Here is a 20,578-nt window from a genome sequence, read left to right on the forward strand (position 1 = left end):
CCGGGCGGTCACCCCACGATGCTGTTTCCGTGGGGTGGCCGCCCGATGACCGTCAGTGACTGGGTGGCACGGGTGTACGCGACGTAGAGGTCCTGCCAACCCTGGGGCGACTGTTCCACTATGCCCGCGGGGTCCAGGATGATGACGTGGTCGAACTCGAGACCCTTGACACCCGCCACCGTGGTGCTCCCCGGCACCTGCCCGTCATCGGGGGCGATGATGACTGAGGTCCTTTCGGGGTCCCGCTCCGCCAGCTCACCGGCCACCGTCGCCAGATCGGTCCCGGCCGCCAGGAATCTGACCCCCTGGCCGGTGTCCCGGATCGCGGTCGCCGGCGTGTGACCGGGAGCGATGATCGGCAGCAGCGCGTCCGCCACATCGGCGATGTCCCGGGGCGTCCGGTAGTTCACCGTCAGCTCGTGCCGGTGGAACCGGCTGTGCACGTACGGAGCGAGGGACTCGGTCCAGGAGTCGACTCCGGCGGGAGACCCGGTCTGGGCGGTGTCACCGACGAGGGTCATCCACCGGGACGGGCACCGGCGCATCACCATCCGCCACTCCATCGGCGACAGTTCCTGTGCCTCGTCGACGATGACGTGACCGTAGGCCCAGGTGTGATCCATCCGGGCGCGCTCCGCCGTCGTCCGTGTGTCCCGGATCCGCTGTCTCTCGGCGAGGGTCTCCGCGTCGATGACGTCATGGGCGGAGAGGATCTCCGCCTCGAACCCGTCGTCCAGATCCGAGGACGGCGAGGAACTGAGGATGTCCAGTGCATCCTGTGCGTCCTCGACCTGTTCCCGCCACTTCCGTTCGGCGGCCTCACGCGCGGACTCCGGGTCGGGCATACCGAGCCGTTCCGCGAGTTCGTCGAGAAGTGCCGCGTCCGACGTCGTCCACGGCGAACCGGCCTCCCGGAACAGCGCCCGGCGGGTTTCGTCGTCGTAGTCGGCGGCGGCGACCGCGATCGCGGACTCGTCCGTGAGCAGACCGTCCAGCACGGATTCGGGGTCGAGGAGCGGCCAGTAGGCGTCCACGACGTCGACCACCGCCCGCTCCTCCTCGAGGTCCTCATGCAGCTGGGCGATGTCACCTCCGCCCAGGAGGTTACGCCCGCCGAGGGGGTCGGAACCGATCCTCTCCGCGAGCTGTTCCGCCAACTGTGCGAGGAGATGATCCCGGAACACCGGTTGCGCGAGATTGTGCGGACGGCGGGACCGTCGGGCCCTGGTCCTGGCCTTCTTCACCATCGCCGGAGTGAGTGTGAGTTCGATTCCCTCCACCTTCAGTACCACGGGTGCATCGGGGAGTGTCTGGTGTGCCTTGACCGCCTCGGCGAGGATGGGCACCATCTCCTCAGAACCCTTGATCTCCCGGGTGAGCAGCGAATCCGTGGCCGTCGGGGTCACCCCCGGGTACAGCTCACCGATGGTGGAGAGCACGACCCCGGTCTCGCCCAGCTCGGGGAGCACGCGGGAGATGTAGTCCAGGAAGGTCCGGTTCGGGCCGATGATGAGGACACCGGTGGCCGCCAACTGTTCCCTCCAGGTGTAGAGCAGCCACGCAACCCTGTGGAGGGCCACGGCCGTCTTTCCGGTCCCGGGACCGCCCTCCACGACCATCACACCGCGGGTACGGTCCCTGATGATCTCGTCCTGTTCCCGCTGAATGGTCTCGACGATGTCGGCCATGTGGCCCGTACGGGGTGCGGTCAGCACGGACAGGAGGGCGGACTCGCTACCGACCCCGCTCCGTGTGCCGGAAGCGGGCCCGTCCGTGGGTGAGACCGAGAGCCGTTCATCGTCCACGCCGGTCACGGTCCTGCCACTGGTACGGATGTGACGCCGGACCGTCACCCCCTCGGGTTGTGCGGTGGTGGCCAGATAGAACGGGCGGGCCATGGGGGCCCGCCAGTCGAGCAGCAGGGTGCGGTAACCCTCTTCCCGGGCATCGAGCCCCATCCGGCCGATGTAGCGGCGGTCCATACCGGGTCTGCCGGGGACCGGATTCTCCGCCTCCGGATCAGCCACGTCGATCCGGCCGAAGACGAGCCCGAGCTGAGCGAGATTCAGCCGGTCCAACCGGGCGTTGAGGGCGTGGTACTCGGTCTCGCGTTGAACGAGGGCTTCGGCGTCGGGATTCGCCGCGTCGACGCGTTTCATGACCTCCCGCAGCCGCTCGTTGGACTGTGCGACCTCCGTGTCGAGCCGGGCGAAGAGCATGTCCGTGTACTCCTGCTCGGCTGCGATCTCCGGGTCCCCGTGCTCTTCCTGGTACGGGGGGAGGGGGCGGTTCTGCACGACTGACACTCCTGGGGAGGCTCTCGATGTCCCGTCGCGGGGCTCCGCTCGGGGCGCTGGATGAAAACAAACCGGTCAAGGAACGGTAGGGGACAACTCTAGTGACGCGGGACCCGAGGGTCCATCTCCGTTCCCGGTCGGCGGACATGCGACGCCCCGCCGACCGGAGTACCGGTGGGCGGGGCGTCGGGTTCGGAACCGGATCAGATGTCCAGTTTCTTGCCCCACTTCTTCTTGGCCTTCTTGGCTGCCTTGTCAGCCTGCTTCTGGTACTTCGCGGCATTCTTGGAGGCGTTCTTCCGGGCCTCATCCGCTCGCTCCTGTGCCTGGCCGGCGAGCTTGACGGCCCGCTTCTTGGCGGTCTCGGCGTTGGACTCCGCGGCCTTCAGCCAGTCGTCCTTGTTGTCCTCGAAGTAATCCTGTGCGGCCTCGATGTACTCGGAGGCCTTCTCGCTGGCTTCGCCGAAGAATCCACGGGTCGACTCGGCGAGGGCGGCTGCCTGCTCGGAGGCGCTCTCGGCGAACTTCTCGGTCTCGGACTTCGTCGGCAGCGCCTTCTGGACCTTCTTGTTGGTCACCTTCGCGGCGTGCTTGGTCCGCCAGGCGATACCGGGCTTGCCCTGGGTGTCGGCGGTGGTGATGAACAGCCCACCGAGGAGGGCGATCGAGGTGAGGAAACCGGAACGACGGGCGCTCTTCTCCTGGCTGTCTTCCGCTTCCCAGAAGGCGTGCCGGGCGAGGATGGTCGGGATGGAGGCGATCGCGAGGGTCAGGGCGGACAGGCGCGGGAACTTGCCGAGCGCCAGCATGCTGCCTGCGCCGACCTTGGTGGCCCCGAGGCCCCGGGCGACGAGCTCCGGGTCGGTGGGCACGAACGCGGCGTACTGCCGCGGCAGAACGGTACGCAGTCGGTCGATGACCGACTCGGTGCCTTCCACGTGTGCCTCGGTGTTGGCGAGGGTGTCGACGCCGTCCGCGATGTACACGGAAGCGAGCATCGGTCGGGCGAGCTTGCGGATCATGGGTTACTGGGCTCCTTGGTTGAGTACCGGGTCCGGTACGTCGTGCCCCGGGACCGAGAAAACTCGGAAGGCGGGTACGACGTACGACTGACTGACAATCCTACCGGTTTCCACCGGAGTCGTGCACACCAGCGGACCCCGGGAAGACTCGCCGTCACCAGCCGCGTTCGCTCCATTCCCGCAGTTTCGGGCGTTCGGCTCCGACGGTCGTGCCCGCACCGTGTCCCGGGTGAATGACGGTCTCGTCCGGGTACACGTCGAAGACACGGGTGGAGACGTCGCAGAGGAGCCTGCGGAAGTCGCCGTCGCCGTTCGTTTTTCCGACGCCACCGGGGAAGAGACTGTCGCCGACGAACAGGTGCGTCGTGCCGTCGATGGTCGCCTCCACACAGAGACCGCCCGGGGTGTGGCCCCGGAGCACAACGACCGGGAATTCCATGCCCTCCCACTCGAGCGTCCCTCCGTGCTCGAGCTCGACGTCGACATCGGCGGGAAGGGCCGGGGCATCGAGTGACGACGAGTAGTGCGTGGCACCAGTCTTCCCGATGACGTCGGGTAGCGCCCGGACATGGTCCCAGTGGCGGTGGGTGGTCACGACTCCGGTGATCTTCGCGCCGTGTTCGGCGGCGAACCCGATCAACCGGTCGGCGTCATCCGCCGCGTCGATGAGCAGGGCGCGGTCGCCCGCGATGAGGAAGTAGCAGTTGTTGTCCATCTCGGACACGGAAAGGGAGCGCAAGGTGACTTCGTGGGACATGCTGACCAGAGTAGCTAAACCATGCAGTCGTTGATATGTTCGATACTGTTTGCCCGCAACATGTCCAACGGAAGGTACCGAAGCCAGTGGCTGATCGGCTCATCGTGCGCGGAGCGCGCGAGCACAATCTCAAAGGGGTCGACATCGACCTTCCCCGGGACACCATGGTCGTGTTCACCGGTCTGTCGGGCTCCGGGAAATCCTCCCTGGCCTTCGACACCATCTTCGCCGAGGGCCAGCGGCGCTACGTGGAGTCACTGTCCAGTTACGCCCGGCAGTTCCTCGGGCAGATGGACAAACCCGATGTGGATTTCATCGAGGGGCTCTCCCCGGCCGTGTCCATCGATCAGAAGTCGACGAACCGGAACCCGCGCTCCACCGTCGGCACGATCACCGAGGTCTACGACTACCTCCGTCTGCTCTACGCCCGCGCCGGAACCGCCCACTGTCCCGAATGCGACGCGGTGATCGAGCGGCAGACGCCGCAACAGATCGTCGATCAGGTTCTCGACATGGAGCAGGGCCTGAAGTTCCAGGTCCTCGCGCCGGTCGTCCGGACCAGGAAAGGCGAGTTCGTCGACCTGTTCGCGGACCTCGCGGCACAGGGGTATTCGCGGGTCCGCGTCGACGGTGAGGTGCACCAGCTCTCTGATCCTCCGAAGCTGGAGAAACAGGTCAAACACGATATCGAGGTCGTCGTCGACCGCCTGCAGGTCAAGTCGAGCCAGAAACAGCGCCTCACCGACTCCGTGGAGACGGCCCTCGGCCTCGCCGACGGGGTCGTCATCCTCGACTTCGTCGGACTGGACGACGAGGACGAGAACCGGACCCGTCGATTCTCCGAAAAGATGGCCTGCCCCAACGGACATCCGCTCGGCGTCGATGAACTCGAACCCCGCAGTTTCTCCTTCAACTCCCCGTACGGTGCCTGCCCCGCCTGTGACGGACTGGGCACGAAGCTCGAGGTCGACATCGATCTCGTCATACCCGACGGGGACGCCCCCCTGATCGAGGCGATCCAGCCGTGGAGCACGGGCTTCAACACCAAGTACTTCGGAAAACTCCTCACCGGACTCGCCCAGGCGATGGACTTCAGCGAGAACACGCCGTTCAATGAACTGACGGCGGCACAGCGCAGGGCCGTCCTGCACGGCAGCAAACACCAGGTGAGCGTCCGCTACAAGAACCGCTACGGCCGGATCCGCAACTTCACCGCCCCCTTCGAGGGCGTGCTCCCGTACCTCCAGCGCAAGCTGGACCAGACGGATTCCGACAGCCAGAAGGACCGAATCCTCTCCTACATGCGCGAGGTCCCGTGCCCGACGTGCTCCGGGACCCGCCTCAAGCCCGAGATCCTGGCGGTCAGGTTGGCGTCGGAGAGCCACGGCGAACAGTCCATCGCGGGACTCACCCAGCTGTCGGTCGCCGACGCAGCCGGGTTCCTCGACACACTCACCCTAGGAAAGCGCGAGCAGATGATCGCCGGGGCCGTGCTGAGGGAGATCCAGGCGCGCCTGAAGTTCCTGCTGGACGTGGGTCTGAACTATCTGTCGCTCAACCGCGCGGCCGGTACACTTTCCGGCGGTGAGGCGCAGCGGATCCGGTTGGCCACCCAGATCGGCTCCGGTCTTGCGGGCGTCCTCTACGTCCTCGATGAACCGTCGATCGGCCTCCATCAACGGGACAACCAACGGTTGATCACGACGCTCGAACACCTCCGGGACATCGGCAACACCCTCATCGTCGTCGAACACGACGAGGACACGATCAATGCGGCGGACTGGCTGGTCGACATCGGTCCCCGTGCGGGGGAGTACGGCGGCGAAATCGTCTACCAGGGTGAACCCGACGGCATCCGCAACTGTCCCGACTCTCTCACCGGACAGTACCTCTCCGGCGAACGGGTCCTCGGGGTTCCGGACGAACGCCGACCGATAGACCGCGACCGTATGCTCACCGTCGTCGGCGCGCGGGAGAACAACCTCGACAACGTCGACGTGAATCTCCCGCTCGGTGTCCTGTGCTGCATCACCGGCGTATCGGGTTCCGGCAAATCCACCCTGATCAACCAGATTCTCGCCAGGGTCCTGGCGAACCGGTTGAACAAGGCCCGCCAGGTTCCCGGTAAGGCCAGGCGGGTGGACGGGATCGAGCACCTGGACAAACTCGTGCAGGTCGATCAGTCACCGATCGGGCGTACCCCGCGTTCGAATCCCGCTACCTACACCGGGGTGTTCGACAAGATCCGCACCCTGTTCGCCGAAACCAATGAGGCGAAGGTCCGCGGATACAAACCCGGACGTTTCTCCTTCAACGTCAAGGGGGGACGTTGTGAGGCCTGTCGTGGTGACGGGACCCTGAAGATCGAGATGAACTTCCTCCCGGACGTGTACGTGCCGTGCGAGGTGTGCGAGGGCGCCCGGTACAACCGTGAGACCCTCGAGGTCAGGTACAAGGGAAAGTCGATCGCCGAGGTGCTCGACATGCCCATCAGTGAGGCCGCGGAGTTCTTCCGGCCGATCACCTCCATCCACCGGTACCTGAACACGCTGGTTGATGTCGGCCTCGGATACGTGCGTCTCGGACAGTCCGCGACGACCCTGTCCGGTGGGGAGGCGCAGCGGGTCAAGCTCGCGAGTGAACTGCAGAAGCGGTCCAACGGCAGGACGATCTACATCCTCGACGAACCGACCACCGGCCTGCACTTCGAGGACATACGTAAACTGATGCTGGTGATCCAGGGGCTCGTGGACAAGGGCAACAGCGTGCTCATCATCGAGCACAATCTGGACGTGATCAAGGCTGCGGACTGGATCGTCGACATGGGTCCCGAGGGTGGTGCCGGCGGCGGACGGGTGGTCGCAGAGGGAACCCCGGAGGATGTCGCCGGGGTGGAGGGGTCCTACACCGGACAGTTCCTCCGCCCGCTGCTCACCACCTCCGGGTGACAGGGGACCGCCGACCGGGTCACCGGTCCGTGGCGGACCCGTCACCGCGGGTCGTCTCCGGTCGGGACGACGGCAGCGGTGGCTCGGTCCGCATCGTGGTGTCACCGACCGGGTCCGTCCGGTCACGACGGGCGCGGAGTGTCGCGATGCTGAGCAGGGCCACACCGGATACGAGGAAAGCGAGAACCCGGGGTATCCCGCTGATGGTCCCCAGGTCGACGAGGATCAGTTTCGCCGTACCTGCGGCGGCCAGGAGGACCCCCGCCCCCAGGGACGCCTGAGCACTGAGATCACGCGCCCAGAGGAGCACGTAGGCGGCGAGAGCGATCCAGAGCACCGACACCGTGGCGTGGCCGAGGAAGAACCCGAGCTCGGCGGAGCCGGTGAGGGCACCGGCACGGGTGAACACGGCGACCACCGCGGTGGCCGACAGGTGCAGAGCCACCACCGCGAGCACGATCTTCCCCGGAACCGGTATCCCGGTGAAACGGGACCGGGTGAGCAGCACCGTGGCGATCAGGACGATGATGAGCAACCCCATGACGGACGGTGGATTCTCCCGCAGTCCCCCGATGTCCCGGTACCACACCATGAACGAGACGTTCAGGGTGTAGAGCAGCACCGCCAACGTCCAGGTGATCCACGGCCAGGGGGTGGGGAGAACCCGGGGTAGAACGGTGACGGCGAGGACGGTGGCGGCCAGGAAGAACGCCGGGAGGAACGGGAGGATGTACGTTGCCGTCGACGAGATCCGCAGCGTGTCCGTCATGATGAAGAACGACAAGGGAGCGGCGGCTGCGCCGACCGAGATCAACGTCGGTGCGACGAAACGGGCCGGGGACGGGCGTCCGCCGCTGTCCCCGGTCGAGCGGAGTGTGTGTCCGACGACGATCATCGCGACCGACAGGAGCAGAGGGAGCGTGTACACCACCTGCGGCATGTGCTCGACCGGGTTCATGAATATGACGAGCACGGTCAGAGCCGGAGCCCACGCCGCAGCCAGCTTCTCGGCCCCGGCCGATGTCGGCACCGGGTCCCTGACGACCACCGTGGTGAACATCACCGCGACGATGACGGCCCCCGCGAATTCCGGCCAGGCGCTGTCCGGGCTCAATATGAGGGTCCACGAGGCGAGTGCAGTGGCGCCGAGTGCCGATCCGGCGGCGACGATCCTCGATCGCCGCCAACCGAGACCTGCGGTCGTGACGAGGAGGAGCAGCCCCGGGACACCTGCGGGCCACGCCCGGTCGATCGCGGTGACGTCGTTCCCGACGGGAGACCAGTTCCACACGATCATGAACAGGGTCACACCGATGGTGAGCACCAGCCCCGGAAGCTCCATCCTCCACCTGCGCACACGGGAGAGGCACAGGCCGAACAGGACCAGACTGAGGGTCGACCCCACCCACACCGGCAACCACCTGTAGTCGAAAACCACGAACCAGGTCGTCGTCAGACCGGTGAGCAGCGCCGTGAACAGCAAAGAGGTGATGATCGTCGGAGTATTCGAGGCCCGTTCACTGAACCGGTGGCGCACCACCACCGCCCCGGCGCCGAGCACGGCGGCCAGGAGATAGGCGAGGATCACCCGGCCGACGGGGCCGAGCAGCCCGCTCTGCGCAGCGAGAACCACGAGCAGCGCGACACCACCGAGAGTGATCAGCGCGCCGCCGACAGCGAGGAGCCTGATGACGACGTTCTCCGAGTGCCACCACGGCTCACGTGGGGCGGGGGTCGCCGCCCCGGCTCGCCGTGGACCGGCTGGCGCGGCGTGTGTTCCCGCGTCCCCGACGGGCACGGTCTTTTCTTCCCTCCTCGGTCCTTCCGCGGGAGTCGGTACCCCGTCGAGTGAGGGGTGACGGGGCGGTTCCGGTGGGACCGCCCGTCCGTGTTCCGTCGGGAGAGGGTGGTTCGGCCGCGCTTCCCCGTCAAGCGCCCAGAGCACCCGGTGGCGGGCTTCCGTGAGTGCCCGTTCGGCGGCATCGAGACTCCGGAGCGCTTCCGCCAGAGCCTCCCGTTTGCTGTCGTTGGTCGGCATGTCTCCAGAGTCTAGGTCGCGTCGCGGAAGACCGTCAGCCCCGGAGACAACCCCGGCTCCGGGTAGCGTAACCGGTACCATCCGTGGTGGTGTGTCCGGAACATGCCCGGTTAAGTGTGCCGCGGAGGGTCACCGGTGGTCGCCGGCAGTGTGTGAACCGGACCGCGCGCACTATCCTCGTGGGTGCGGCCCTGAACCGGCCCCGACCACCCCGGTACGTGCACACAGTGAACGTGAGCTGTGTGCACCCCCCGGGGACGATGAACGGCATGAATGGCACAGAGACGACGAGTTGTGAGGTGTACCCGTGACTGACACGAACGGACGCGACGGTTCCAACGGTCGGGGAGATCAGATTCCGGGCGGCACCGGTGGGGGACGGGACCCGTGGGGTGATGTTCCCCCGGAGAGTGACGTGTTCGCACATGGGGCGACCGCGGGAGCCGGGTGGGGGAACGGGAGTTCAGATCCGACGCCGACCCAGCAGATGCCGCCGGTGGGCACGTCGGCGGCCGCCGCGCGTGCCCCGCAGCAGATCACCGCGACGCAGGGACCGGTGAACGGGGGAAACGGCGGACGCCGGAAATTGACCGGGGTCGTGATCGGATTCCTCATCGTGGTCATCATCGCCGCGCTTTCCGTGATCGCCCTCGGTTTCACCGTTCTCGGGTGGGGGAGCTCGGGAGAAAGCGGGCCGACGTCGTCCGGTGGGGACCCCGTCGTGGTCGAGACCACCGTCGTCACCCTGACGACGGAACCGGACTCGTCCGCTACGACGTCCACGCCGACATCGACCTCGTCGACGACCCGGGCCACGACATCGACGACGACCACCGGGACCACGACATCGACGAAGACGACCGAAGCGAAGCCGAAATTCACCGTGCCCGAAGGGTCGACCGGGTGCGGGGACTCCGGCGGCTTCGACGTCTACTCCGGTACCGATGTCACCAGCTGTGGTTTCGCCATGGCCGTCGGGGGTCAGATAGCCGGTCAGGGCGGAAACTCCCCCCGGGACATCTCGGCGGTGTCGCCCGTCACCGGCAGAAGTTACCGGATGAAGTGCACCCCGAAGGGTGCGGGAGCCTGGGTCTGCCGGGGAGGCGACAACGCTGTCGTCTACGTCGCTCCGCGTGCCCGGTGACCCGACGTCCCGCTGAGATCCCCGGAATACAGCGGTACCGGCGGACACAGCGGGTTCCGATCAGCGTGATTTGAGGTGGATCAGAGATCCGTGCTACAGTGCATTTCACTACCGCCCGGTGTGGGCTTTTCCAGCGTGTTCCGTCATAACCCCGTCCGACGGTCGGGGTTATGGACGCGCAGGGAAGTGCACAGGGCCGCAAAGTGGAGGTCCCTCCCACCATACGCTGCCTGACGTCATCGTCGGGTTGGACATTGGTTGCCGCGTAGTTTCGATCATACGGATCCTTTCGGTGGACCCGCGCCGTGGAGTTCAGACTCCATCGTCCGCTGGTCCGATTGTTTCCGTGATTGGTTGAACGCGTGTCCGGATCTCCCGCTGCCGTCACCGAACGTGACAACAGCGGGTTTTCGTTTCTCCGGGTTCGCCGTGGTCAACGGGGGGCATTCAGGTTGCGGTGCGGTATCACGCATTATTCACTGCAACCCTAGGAGTACACATCAGCGCTGAAGCTCGCATCAATGAGCGAATTCGAGTCCCTGAGGTCCGGCTTGTCGGACCCGGTGGCGAGCAGGTCGGCATCGTCCGTATCGACGACGCCCGGAAGCTCGCGTATGACGCGGACCTGGATCTGGTCGAGGTCGCGCCCACCGCAAAGCCCCCGGTCTGCAAGATCATGGACTACGGCAAGTTCAAGTACGAGGCCGCGCAGAAGGCGCGCGAGTCCCGGAAGAACCAGCAGCAGACTGTTGTCAAGGAGCAGAAGCTTCGTCCCAAGATCGACGACCACGATTACGAGACGAAGAAGGGTAATGTGGTCCGGTTCCTTGAAAAGGGTTCCAAGGTCAAGGTGACCATCATGTTCCGTGGCCGCGAGCAGTCCCGGCCGGAGCTCGGTTACCGGCTGCTGGATCGACTGGCACAGGACGTCGCCGAGTACGGTGTCGTCGAGACCAAGCCGAAGCAGGACGGCCGCAACATGACGATGGTCATCGGGCCGCTCCGCAAGGGCAAGAAGTAAACAAACTAGCTTTTTAAGGACATCACTCATGAAGCAGAAGACCCACAAGGGCACCGCAAAGCGAATCAAGGTCTCCGGCTCCGGCAAGCTGCGCCGCGAGAAGGCCAACCGTCGCCACCTCCTCGAGGGAAAGCCCTCCACCCGGACCCGTCGCCTGAAGGGCACCACGGACGTCTCGAAGGCCGACTCCAAGCGCGTCAAGCGTCTCCTCGGCCGGGCGTGACGCCGGGCCGCCGGTACCGGCGGTCAGCGTCCCCCTCCAAAATAACTAACCCCCAAGATTCGTAAGGAAGTTTTACCGTGGCACGTGTCAAGCGGTCAGTGAACGCCAAGAAGAAGCGTCGCGTCATCCTCAATTCCGCCAAGGGCTACCGTGGACAGCGCTCGCGCCTGTACCGCAAGGCCAAGGAGCAGATGCTCCACTCGATGACCTACGCGTACCGCGATCGTCGCGCACGCAAGGGCCAGTTCCGCCGCCTGTGGATCCAGCGCATCAACGCGGCCGCCCGGATGAACGGCATCACCTACAACCGCCTCATCCAGGGCCTGCGGCTCGCCGAGATCGAGGTCGACCGCAAGATCCTCGCCGAGCTCGCAGTCAACGACTTCGGCGCCTTCTCCGCGATCTGCGAGGCCGCGAAGGCCGCCCTCCCCGAGGACGTCAACGCACCGAAGGCCGCCTAGGTCCCCGGATCCGGAACCACCCCACCGGGTGATCCCCGAAACCGCCCCTCCCGTACCGGGAGCCGGGGCGGTTTTCGCGTCCGCGGCCCGGACACCCGGCGTCCACCGTACGACGGAGCACCCCACCGCCGCTGCTAGGTTGGATCGCATGCACCTCGATTTCTCCGAACCAGCGACAGAGCGGACCCCCCGTGTGGTGTCCGCCGTCAAACTCCACCGCAGCGCCGGACGGCGCAAGGCCGGTCTGTTCCTCGTCGAGGGGGTCAACTGCGTCGAGGCGGCCGTCGAGCGGGGAGTTGCCACGGACATCTTCGCCACCGAATCCGCCGCCGGTCGGTTCGCGGGTCTGCTGAACACGGCCGCGTCAGCCGGGGTGTACCTCCACCCGGTCACCGACAGAGCCGGTCGGCAGTTGTCGGACACCGTGACCCCGACCGGCCTGGTCGCTGTGTGCAGACCGGTGCTCACAGGTCTGGACGAGGCGCTCGCCGCGGACCCTCGCCTCGTCGCGGTTCCGGTGGAGACATCGGAGCCCGGAAATGCCGGAACTGTCGTCCGCGTCGCCGACGCCGTCGGTGCCGACTCCGTGATCTTCACCGGGGACACGGTCGATCCGCAGAACGGAAAGTCCGCCCGTGCCTCGGCCGGATCCCTGTTCCACCTCGCCGTCGCACGGCACCACGCGCACACCGACGTCATCGGCAAGCTCCGGGAGCGGGGGCTGACGATCATCGCCACTGCGGCGGACGGCGAACTCAGCCTCGATGAAGCGGACCGGGTCCTCGGCGGGCCGACCGCGTGGCTCTTCGGCAACGAGGCGCACGGTCTACCCGAGGATCTGCTCGCGGCCGCTGACCACCGGGTCCACATCCCGATTCGGGGACGTGCGGAGTCCCTGAACCTGGCCACGGCCGCGGCGATCTGCCTCTACGCCTCCGCCCGGGCGCAACACCGCTCCTGAGAACCGCGGGACGGGTCCCCGCAACATCGTCACGGTCACACGACCGGGTAAGATCCTGCAGAGCACGGTTACCCGGATGATCCCGGGAACCCGTGGGTGGGAGTGCCGGGAATGCCGTGGCCGCATCCCTCCACCGAACAACCGATCGATCCACCAGACCCAGAAGGAGTCAGAGCCCCGGTGACTGACAGCCAGCTGACCGAAGCCAGCCTCAATCAAGCGGCCGAGGAGGCGATCGCCGCGTTCGCCGCCGCCGACTCACTCGAGGAGCTCGCCGTCGTCCGGCGCTCTCATCTCGGCGACGATGCACCGATTCCCCAGGCACGCCGCTCGCTCGGATCGATCCCCAAGGATCAGCGCAAGGATGCGGGCCGGCTCGTCAACATGGCCCGGGGACGGGTGGAGAAGGCGTTCGCCGAAGCGAAGACCCGGCTCGAGGAGAAGCGCAACGCCGAGGTGCTCGTCGCCGAGCGGGTCGACGTCACGCTGCCCACCGGGCGGACACAGCCGGGTGCGATGCACCCGATCACCACCCTGAGCGAACAGATCGCCGACATCTTCGTGGGCATGGGCTGGGAGATCGCCGACGGCCCCGAGGTGGAGGCCGAGTACTTCAACTTCGACTCCCTGAATTTCCTGCCCGACCATCCGGCCCGCACCCTGCAGGACACCTTCCACATCGCGCCCGAGGGCTCCTCCCAGGTGCTGCGGACACACACCTCACCGGTGCAGATGCGGACCATGCTGTCCCGTGATGTACCGATCTACATCGCGTGCCCGGGACGGGTGTTCCGGACGGATGAGCTCGATGCGACGCACACCCCCGTGTTCCACCAGATCGAGGGCCTGGCCGTCGACCGCGGCCTGACCATGGCGCACCTCCGTGGGACGCTCGATCACCTCGCCCGAACCCTGTTCGGGCCGGACACCCGGACGCGGATGCGTGCCAACTACTTCCCCTTCACCGAGCCCTCCGCAGAGGTCGACGTCTGGTTCCCGAACAAGAAGGGCGGCGCCGGCTGGATCGAGTGGGGTGGCTGCGGCATGGTCAACCCCAACGTCCTGCGGGCCGCCGGTATCGACCCGGAGGAGTTCACCGGCTTCGCCTTCGGGATGGGGCTGGAGCGCACCCTCCAGTTCCGCAACGGACTGTCCGACATGCGTGACATGGTCGAGGGCGACATCCGCTTCACCCAGCCCTTCGGCGTACAGGTCTGACCGACCCTTCCCTCCCGCTTTTCACCACCGCTTTCAACCCCCAGGAGAACCCCACATGCTCATCGCCAAGAACTGGGTCACCCGGCTGCTGCGCTCCGCCGATGGATCCCAGTCGGACTGGTCGGTCACCGACACTGAACTCGACAGCGGCTTCGTCCGTGTCGGTTTCGAGACCGAAGGCTTCTCCGCCATCCCCGAAACCACAGGTCCGCTCGTCATCGGCCGGGTGGAGTCGATCGAGGAACTCACCGGATTCAAGAAGCCCATCCGGCACTGCCACGTCAACGTCGGTGACGCCAACGGAACCGGGGAGCTGCAGTCGATCGTCTGCGGCGCCCGCAATTTCAGCGAGGGAGACTACGTCGTCGTGTCCCTTCCCGGCTGCGTACTCCCGGGCAACTTCGAGATCGCCGCGCGTGAGACCTACGGGCGGATGTCCGCGGGCATGATCTGTTCCGCCGCTGAACTCGGGCTCACCGCCCAACAGAACAAGGGGATCATCACCCTCCCGGCCGACGGGGACCACGAGCTCGGTTCCGATGCGCGCGAGGTCATGGGACTCGGTGACACGGTCTTCGACGTCAACGTCACCCCGGACCGTGGCTACGCGCTCTCCGCACGGGGACTGGCCCGGGAGATCGCCAGCGCCTTCGGCCTCACGTTCACCGACCCGGTACGTGACCCGGGCGTCGCGGGCGTCGATGTCCCGGTGGACACCCCCGACGGCGAGCTGCTGACCGTCGATCTCCGCCCGGACACGAAAGCCGTCCGGTTCGGACTGCGCCGGGTCACGGGGACCGCGGCCGGAGCCGAGTCTCCGCTGTGGATGCAGCGGGAGCTGATGCTCTGCGGCCAGCGGCCGGTGAACGCCGCCACCGACGTGACCAACTACGTGATGATGCTGTTCGGTCAGCCGATGCACGCCTTCGACGCGGCCCGGATCACCGGTGACACGCTCGTCGTGCGCCGCGCGGAAAAGGGGGAGAAGCTCGAGACCCTCGATGACGTGACGCGCACCCTCGACCCGGAGGACGTCGTCATCGCCGACGATTCGGGTGTGCTCTCACTGGCGGGTGTCATGGGCGGAGCCTCCTCCGAGATCAGCGACGACACCTCTGACGTCTATCTGGAGGCCGCGAACTGGGACCCGATCACCGTCGCCCGGACCTCCCGCAGGCACCGGTTGTCCAGTGAGGCCTCGCGCCGATTTGAGCGGGGGGTCGATCCCGCTCTCGTCGAGGTCGCGCTCGACGTCGCGGCCCATCTGCTGGCCCGGATCGCCGGAGGCTCCGTGGACTCCGGGCGGACCCTGGTCGGTGACGTCCCCGCCATGCCGACGGTACGGATGGACGTCAACCGCCCCGCGCGTATCGCGGGGATGGACATCAGCCACGACACCGTCATCTCCCGTCTCGAGGAGGTCGGATGCGCTGTCGACCGCGACGGTGACGTCCTCAGGGTCACACCCCCGACGTGGCGCCCCGACATCACGATGGACGCGGACCTCGTGGAGGAGGTGCTGCGCCTCGAGGGACTGGAGGACATCCCCTCGGTTGTCCCCACCGCCCCGGCCGGCCGCGGCCTGACCCCCGCACAGCGGCGTCGCCGCGCGATCGGTCACGCCCTCGCCTACAACGGCTACACCGAGATCCTCCCGAGCCCGTTCACCGAGGCCGACGTCTTCGACGTCTGGGGGCTCGACGCGGACGATCCCAGGCGGCGGACCGTCGCGGTGCTCAACCCGCTCGAGGCCGACCGCTCCGTCCTCGGCACGACCCTGCTGCCGAACATGCTGGACGCCGTGCGGCGCAACGCCGCCAGGGGGCAGCGCGACGTCTCGCTCTACGGGGTCGAGCAGGTCACGGTGGCTGGAGAGGTCGACCGTTCACCGATGCCCGACGTCCGGAGCCGTCCCTCGGATCAGGCTGTCGGGGAACTCCTCGCCTCGCTGCCCGCGCAGCCGCTGCACGTCGCCACCGTCGGTGCCGGCGACATCGAGGCCGCGGGTCCGCTGGGGTCCGCCCGCGCCTACACGTGGGCTGACTCGGTGGAGTCGGCACGCATCGTCGCCCGAGCCGCCGACGTCGAGCTCGAGGTCTCGGCCGCCGAACAGCTTCCCTGGCACCCGGGCCGGTGCGCTGCGCTGAGTGTCGACGGAACCGTCGTCGGGTACGCCGGTGAGCTGCATCCGCAGATCCTGGAGCGTGCGGGCCTGCCCGCGCGCACGTGCGCGATGGAGCTGGACGTCACGGCACTGCCGTTCGCTCCCTCGACACCGGCGCCGGTGCTGTCCCCGTTCCCGGCGCTGATGCAGGACATCGCACTCGTGGTGGACGAGGACGTTCCGGCGGAGGACGTGCGCCGGACTCTGCTGTCGGCGGCGGGGGAGCTGATCGAGAGCGTCGAGCTCTTCGACGTCTACCGCTCGGAGAGCCTCGGCGAGAACCGGAAGTCGCTGGCGTTCGCACTGCGGTTCCGGGCCACCGACCGTACGCTGACCGACGACGAGTGTTCAGCGGCGCGGCTCGCCGCGGCCGACGCGGCGGGTCGGGAGCACGGCGCCACGATCCGCGCTTGATCCGCACCTATTCCGACGGCCCGGCCCCCGCGATGGGGCCGGGCCGCTTTCTCGATCGGGGTGGGAGAGGTGTATGTCGGGGGTGGCGGCTGGCTCCCACGATGCCCGTATAGTTCCGGTTTTGCGCTGAACTCACTAAAGTCAGCTGCTGTGAACCGACTGATACGCAGATGGGCGTCCCTGTTCTTCGTTGATGCACTGACCGGCATGGCCTTCGGGTTGTTCGCCACCCTCATCGTGGGAACGATCATGGTCCAGCTGGGCCGGCACGTTCCGGGGACCATCGGCGAGTTCCTCGTCGTCACCGGATCCGTCGCCTCGGTGCTGACCGGATTCGGTATCGGCATCGGTGTCGCCCACCGGCTCTCGGCGTCGACCTTCGTCATCGCGGGTACCGGCGTCGCGGGCATGGTCGGTGCCCACGCGGGCAAGATTCTCGGGGGAGGGGTCGTCGACGGCCTGTCCTTCCAGCTCCTCGGTCCGGGGGAGCCGCTGGGGGCGTTCATCGCCGCTTTCATCGCGGTCGAGTGCGGGTTGTTCGTGTCCGGGCGGACGCCCGTCGACATCCTCGTCACCCCGCTGGTGACCATCTGTTCGGGTTCGGCGGTCGGTCTACTCATCGGCCCGACGATCTCCGAGTTCATGACGGCGCTGGGGGAGATGATCAACTGGTCCGCCCAGCGGCAGCCGTTCCTGATGGGCATTCTCGTCGCCGTGATCATGGGCATCTGCCTGACCCTGCCGATCTCATCGGCGGCCCTCGGCATCATCCTCGGATTGTCGGGACTGGCGGCGGGTGCCGCCACCGTGGGCTGCTGCTGCCAGATGGTCGGTTTCGCGGTCGCCAGCTGGCGGGAGAACCGCTGGGCGGGTCTGGTGTCCCAGGGGCTGGGCACCTCGATGCTCCAGATGCCGAACATCGTCCGGCGTCCGGTGATCTGGCTGCCACCCATCATCGCCTCAGCGATCCTGGGGCCGATCGCCACGACCGTGTTCGCGATGGAGAACAACCCGGCCGGGTCGGGCATGGGGACCTCGGGCCTCGTCGGCCAGCTCATGACCTGGAGTGTCATGTCACCCGACCACGGTGCGGTGTCCCTCACGCTGATGATCCTCGGACTGAACATCGTCGGTCCCGCACTGGTGACGCTCCTGATCTCCGAGGCAATGAGACGGGCCGGCTGGATCCGTCCCGGCGACATGGCGCTCGAACGACCGGAGAAGACCCGGGGAACCGCGAACTCGGAGGCCGTCGCGGCGGGGGTTCCGGCCTCCTGATAGTGCCCCGGCCGCCGGTTGCGGTGTCGCCGGCCAGGACACCGATTCAGAGAATCTCCCTCAGGTCCTCGTCGAAATCCTCGAGAATCTTCTGCCCCACGTCCTCCCTGTTCTGTAGTTTGACCGCGCTTTCCACCGCCTCCTGTGTCATGAGGCCGGCTTTTTCGAGCGTCAGCTTGAGCAGCATCCTGGCCATCAGTTCCACGTTCCTGATGCGGGCGTCGACGTCATCGTCGAACGCCGTGAGCGCGTCCAGCTTTCCGGAGAGATCCGTGCCGGTGTCGTCGAGGATCCTGTCCGCCCGGTCCGCGGCTTCGCTCAGTGCCGCAGCGGCGTCGTAGAGGGCGTACTTCAGGTTCTCCCGGTAGACGACCACCTCCTGTGCCGCGTCGAACTCGATCGGGTCCGTCGCGGTGTTCTCCCAGGTGTCCAGGATGTCCGCTCCCTCGATCATGGAATCGGATACGGCACGCCACCTCTCCGGGTCCCTGTCGGCGAGAGCGAAGGAGTACTCCTTGGGCGGCCCCAGTTCGTCGGGATCCGGTGGCAGGATGGGGATGAGCGGTTCCCCCTCCGATCTCGGGTAATCGGTGACGGTTTCGGCCGATGGATCCTTCCGGAGCATGCCGGCCTCCTCCATGGCGATGGCCCAGCCGTCCCTTGCCTGTTGCAGTCTGACCGCTGCATCCGCGAGGGGCAGCACGACACGGTCGTCCAGAACCTTGTCGTAGTCCCGGAAGACGTGGGAGCAGGCCGGGATCCGTCTGGCTGCTGCGTCCTGTTCCGGTGGCAGATTACCCACCTCCGTGCCGAAGTCGTAGTAGATGCCCTTTATCTCCGGGTGGCCGGTGAGGAGTGGGAGGGCCTCCGCCATCTGTGCCGGAGACGCGTCCGGGGAGACCATCGGCTCGATGCGGTCGAATCTCGATGCGAGGTCGTCGCCGGAGCGGGCGATGACCTCGTTCGCCGGTTCCGGCAGGGTCGAGGTGGCCGTCCGGAATGATGTGATGGCCCGCCTGAGGTCGCCCGCGATCACTTCCGGGGCGATCCCTTCCTCAGCCTTGAAATTGGTGAACTGGAGTTCGCTGTACCCCTGACAGACCGCGGTGACGTACTCACCGTCGGGAATCCGGGATCTCCACCGGAGTTCATCCCCGGTCGGCTGTCGGACCGGGGCCTCGATCGTGTCCGCGGCCCGGCGGGTCGGTGCCGGTGACACTTCGGTGCGGGTCGGCGGCTCGGGGGACGGATCTCCCCCGCACGCGGTGAGGGCTCCCGCAGTCAGCACGGCGGACAGTGCCAGTCGGGGGAGCCTGCCGGTGGTCCGTCTTGTCGTCAACATGGTTTCCTCCGGGTGGGTGGTACCGCCGGTGCGGAGTGACACCGGGTGGTACCGGGGCGGATGCGGAGCTGCTACCGCCGATTCTAGGGTTCCCCACGCCGCAGGGGAGCGACTCCGTCCTACGCGGGGGGAACGGAGGTGGTGACCAACGAGGGAATGCATAATTTGCATAAGGGCGCATAAATGATATGGTTGCATCCATGTCAGTCACAGTTGCAGTCGCAGGTGCCAGCGGATACGCCGGAGGAGAGATCCTGAGGATCCTCCTCGGACACCCCGAATACGGGAACGGCGGACTGCGGATCGGAGCGTTGACCGGTGCCTCCACCGCCGGTAGCACCGTCGGCGAGCTCATGCCCCACCTACCCGATCTCGCGGACCGGGTCATCGCACCGACGACCGCCGAGGAACTGGCCGGGCACGACGTCGTGTTCCTCGGTCTGCCCCACGGACACTCCGCGGAGATCGCCGAACAGCTCGGTCCCGATGTCGTGGTGATCGACTGCGCCGCCGACTTCCGGCTCGACGACGCCGGCGACTGGGAACGGTGGTACGGGTCGAAACACGCGGGCACCTGGCCCTACGGCATCCCGGAGATGCCGGGGAACAGGGAGCTGCTGCGGGGAACGAAGCGCGTCGCCGTCCCCGGTTGTTTCCCCACCGGAGCCACGCTGGCCCTGCTTCCGGCGGTCGCCGCCGGCCTCATCATCCCGGACATCGCGATCGTCTCCGTCACCGGAGTCTCCGGCGGCGGAAAGAAGGCCTCCGTCGGGCTGCTCGGTAGCGAGACCATGGGATCGCTGAAGGCCTACAACACCGCGGGAAGGCACCGGCACACCCCGGAGATCGCAAGGAATCTCCGTCTCCACAGTCAATCCCCGGTCACGGTGTCCTTCACCCCGGTCCTCGCGCCGCTTCCCCGGGGCATCCTCACCACGGCGTCAGCCCCGCTGGTTGAGGGAGTCACCGCCGCGGACGCACGTGCCGCGTACCGCGACGCCTACGCTGACGAGCCCTTCATCCAGCTGCTTCCGGAGGGGACCCAGCCCCAGACACAGAACGTGCTGGGTTCGAACATGTGTCAGGTCCAGGTCGAGGTAGACGATGATGCCGGCCGCCTGCTGGTCACCAGCGCCATCGACAACCTGACCAAGGGCACCGCCGGTGCCGCGGTCCAGTGCATGAATCTCGCCCTCGGGCTGGACGAGACCGCGGGCCTGCCCCGATGCGGGGTGGCCCCCTGATCCACCGCAGCCGTACCGTCACCCCACCGATCACCAACGCCCAGGA

At 67.0% G+C, this 20,578-nt stretch carries 15 protein-coding genes; 10 read left to right on the forward strand and 5 right to left on the reverse strand.

The annotated features are described in order from the left end of the window. Window positions 1-8: 8 nt before the first annotated feature. From JIM95_RS09525 to JIM95_RS09535, 3 genes are all read right to left on the reverse strand, one after another. Entirely contained in the window at window positions 9-2,219 is a 2,211-nt protein-coding gene (locus JIM95_RS09525) for a HelD family protein (protein WP_200259457.1), read from the reverse strand. 281 nt (window positions 2,220-2,500) lie between these two features. Further along, a complete protein-coding gene (locus tag JIM95_RS09530) occupies window positions 2,501-3,319 on the reverse strand; it encodes a DoxX family protein (RefSeq protein WP_200259350.1) in 819 nt (272 codons plus the stop codon). A gap of 154 nt (window positions 3,320-3,473) precedes the next feature. Further along, on the reverse strand, window positions 3,474-4,076 hold the full coding sequence (locus JIM95_RS09535) for an MBL fold metallo-hydrolase (protein ID WP_200259353.1): 603 nt from the start codon (window positions 4,074-4,076) through the stop codon (window positions 3,474-3,476). A gap of 86 nt (window positions 4,077-4,162) precedes the next feature. On the opposite strand from JIM95_RS09535, the gene uvrA reads away from it, so the two are divergent. Then, window positions 4,163-7,024 carry an excinuclease ABC subunit UvrA gene (gene uvrA / locus JIM95_RS09540; RefSeq protein ID WP_200259355.1) on the forward strand — a complete coding sequence of 954 codons (2,862 nt, stop codon included), beginning with the start codon at window positions 4,163-4,165 and terminating at the stop codon, window positions 7,022-7,024. A 19-nt stretch (window positions 7,025-7,043) separates the two neighbouring features. On the opposite strand, the gene JIM95_RS09545 is transcribed toward uvrA, so the two are convergent. Next, on the reverse strand, window positions 7,044-9,062 hold the full coding sequence (locus tag JIM95_RS09545; RefSeq protein ID WP_200259358.1) for a DUF2339 domain-containing protein: 2,019 nt from the start codon (window positions 9,060-9,062) through the stop codon (window positions 7,044-7,046). A 307-nt stretch (window positions 9,063-9,369) separates the two neighbouring features. On the opposite strand from JIM95_RS09545, the gene JIM95_RS09550 reads away from it, so the two are divergent. The 8 genes from JIM95_RS09550 to JIM95_RS09585 all read left to right on the forward strand — a co-directional run bounded on the left by JIM95_RS09550 (window position 9,370) and on the right by JIM95_RS09585 (window position 17,946). After that, window positions 9,370-10,206 (forward strand): hypothetical protein, encoded by an 837-nt coding sequence (locus tag JIM95_RS09550; RefSeq protein ID WP_200259361.1) that lies wholly within the window; start codon window positions 9,370-9,372, stop codon window positions 10,204-10,206. A gap of 457 nt (window positions 10,207-10,663) precedes the next feature. Further along, on the forward strand, window positions 10,664-11,227 hold the full coding sequence (infC, locus tag JIM95_RS09555; RefSeq protein ID WP_200259364.1) for a translation initiation factor IF-3: 564 nt from the start codon (window positions 10,664-10,666) through the stop codon (window positions 11,225-11,227). A 28-nt stretch (window positions 11,228-11,255) separates the two neighbouring features. Beyond that, window positions 11,256-11,450 carry a 50S ribosomal protein L35 gene (gene rpmI, locus JIM95_RS09560; RefSeq protein WP_200259366.1) on the forward strand — a complete coding sequence of 65 codons (195 nt, stop codon included), beginning with the start codon at window positions 11,256-11,258 and terminating at the stop codon, window positions 11,448-11,450. A gap of 77 nt (window positions 11,451-11,527) precedes the next feature. Further along, window positions 11,528-11,911 (forward strand): 50S ribosomal protein L20, encoded by a 384-nt coding sequence (rplT, locus tag JIM95_RS09565; RefSeq protein WP_198737254.1) that lies wholly within the window; start codon window positions 11,528-11,530, stop codon window positions 11,909-11,911. 148 nt (window positions 11,912-12,059) lie between these two features. Further along, complete coding sequence (locus tag JIM95_RS09570; RefSeq protein WP_200259369.1) at window positions 12,060-12,872, forward strand: TrmH family RNA methyltransferase; 813 nt, start codon at window positions 12,060-12,062, stop codon at window positions 12,870-12,872. A gap of 180 nt (window positions 12,873-13,052) precedes the next feature. Next, window positions 13,053-14,090 (forward strand): phenylalanine--tRNA ligase subunit alpha, encoded by a 1,038-nt coding sequence (pheS, locus tag JIM95_RS09575; protein ID WP_200259372.1) that lies wholly within the window; start codon window positions 13,053-13,055, stop codon window positions 14,088-14,090. Window positions 14,091-14,145: 55 nt separating this feature from the next. Next, a complete protein-coding gene (pheT, locus tag JIM95_RS09580; RefSeq protein ID WP_200259375.1) occupies window positions 14,146-16,668 on the forward strand; it encodes a phenylalanine--tRNA ligase subunit beta in 2,523 nt (840 codons plus the stop codon). Between the two features lie 150 nt (window positions 16,669-16,818). Then, window positions 16,819-17,946 carry a PTS sugar transporter subunit IIC gene (locus JIM95_RS09585; protein ID WP_200259378.1) on the forward strand — a complete coding sequence of 376 codons (1,128 nt, stop codon included), beginning with the start codon at window positions 16,819-16,821 and terminating at the stop codon, window positions 17,944-17,946. A 46-nt stretch (window positions 17,947-17,992) separates the two neighbouring features. Here JIM95_RS09585 and JIM95_RS09590 read toward each other — a convergent pair whose 3' ends face one another. Continuing rightward, window positions 17,993-19,288 carry a hypothetical protein gene (locus JIM95_RS09590; RefSeq protein WP_200259381.1) on the reverse strand — a complete coding sequence of 432 codons (1,296 nt, stop codon included), beginning with the start codon at window positions 19,286-19,288 and terminating at the stop codon, window positions 17,993-17,995. A 200-nt stretch (window positions 19,289-19,488) separates the two neighbouring features. Here JIM95_RS09590 and argC point away from each other — a divergent pair, with 200 nt between their 5' ends. Then, a complete protein-coding gene (gene argC / locus JIM95_RS09595; protein WP_200259384.1) occupies window positions 19,489-20,532 on the forward strand; it encodes an N-acetyl-gamma-glutamyl-phosphate reductase in 1,044 nt (347 codons plus the stop codon). The last annotated feature ends 46 nt before the right edge of the window (window positions 20,533-20,578 follow it).

It is taken from the genome of Corynebacterium antarcticum, from assembly GCF_016595285.2.
Lineage (GTDB): Bacteria > Actinomycetota > Actinomycetes > Mycobacteriales > Mycobacteriaceae > Corynebacterium > Corynebacterium antarcticum.

Coding starts and splice junctions, on each gene's coding strand:
- JIM95_RS09525 (WP_200259457.1), bottom strand. CDS start 2,219: ATGCTCTTCGCCCGGCTCGACACGGAGGTCGCACAGTCCAACGAGCGG.
- JIM95_RS09530 (WP_200259350.1), bottom strand. CDS start 3,319: ATGATCCGCAAGCTCGCCCGACCGATGCTCGCTTCCGTGTACATCGCG.
- JIM95_RS09535 (WP_200259353.1), bottom strand. CDS start 4,076: ATGTCCCACGAAGTCACCTTGCGCTCCCTTTCCGTGTCCGAGATGGAC.
- JIM95_RS09545 (WP_200259358.1), bottom strand. CDS start 9,062: ATGCCGACCAACGACAGCAAACGGGAGGCTCTGGCGGAAGCGCTCCGG.
- rpmI (WP_200259366.1), top strand. CDS start 11,256: ATGAAGCAGAAGACCCACAAGGGCACCGCAAAGCGAATCAAGGTCTCC.
- JIM95_RS09570 (WP_200259369.1), top strand. CDS start 12,060: ATGCACCTCGATTTCTCCGAACCAGCGACAGAGCGGACCCCCCGTGTG.
- pheT (WP_200259375.1), top strand. CDS start 14,146: ATGCTCATCGCCAAGAACTGGGTCACCCGGCTGCTGCGCTCCGCCGAT.
- JIM95_RS09590 (WP_200259381.1), bottom strand. CDS start 19,288: ATGTTGACGACAAGACGGACCACCGGCAGGCTCCCCCGACTGGCACTG.
- argC (WP_200259384.1), top strand. CDS start 19,489: ATGTCAGTCACAGTTGCAGTCGCAGGTGCCAGCGGATACGCCGGAGGA.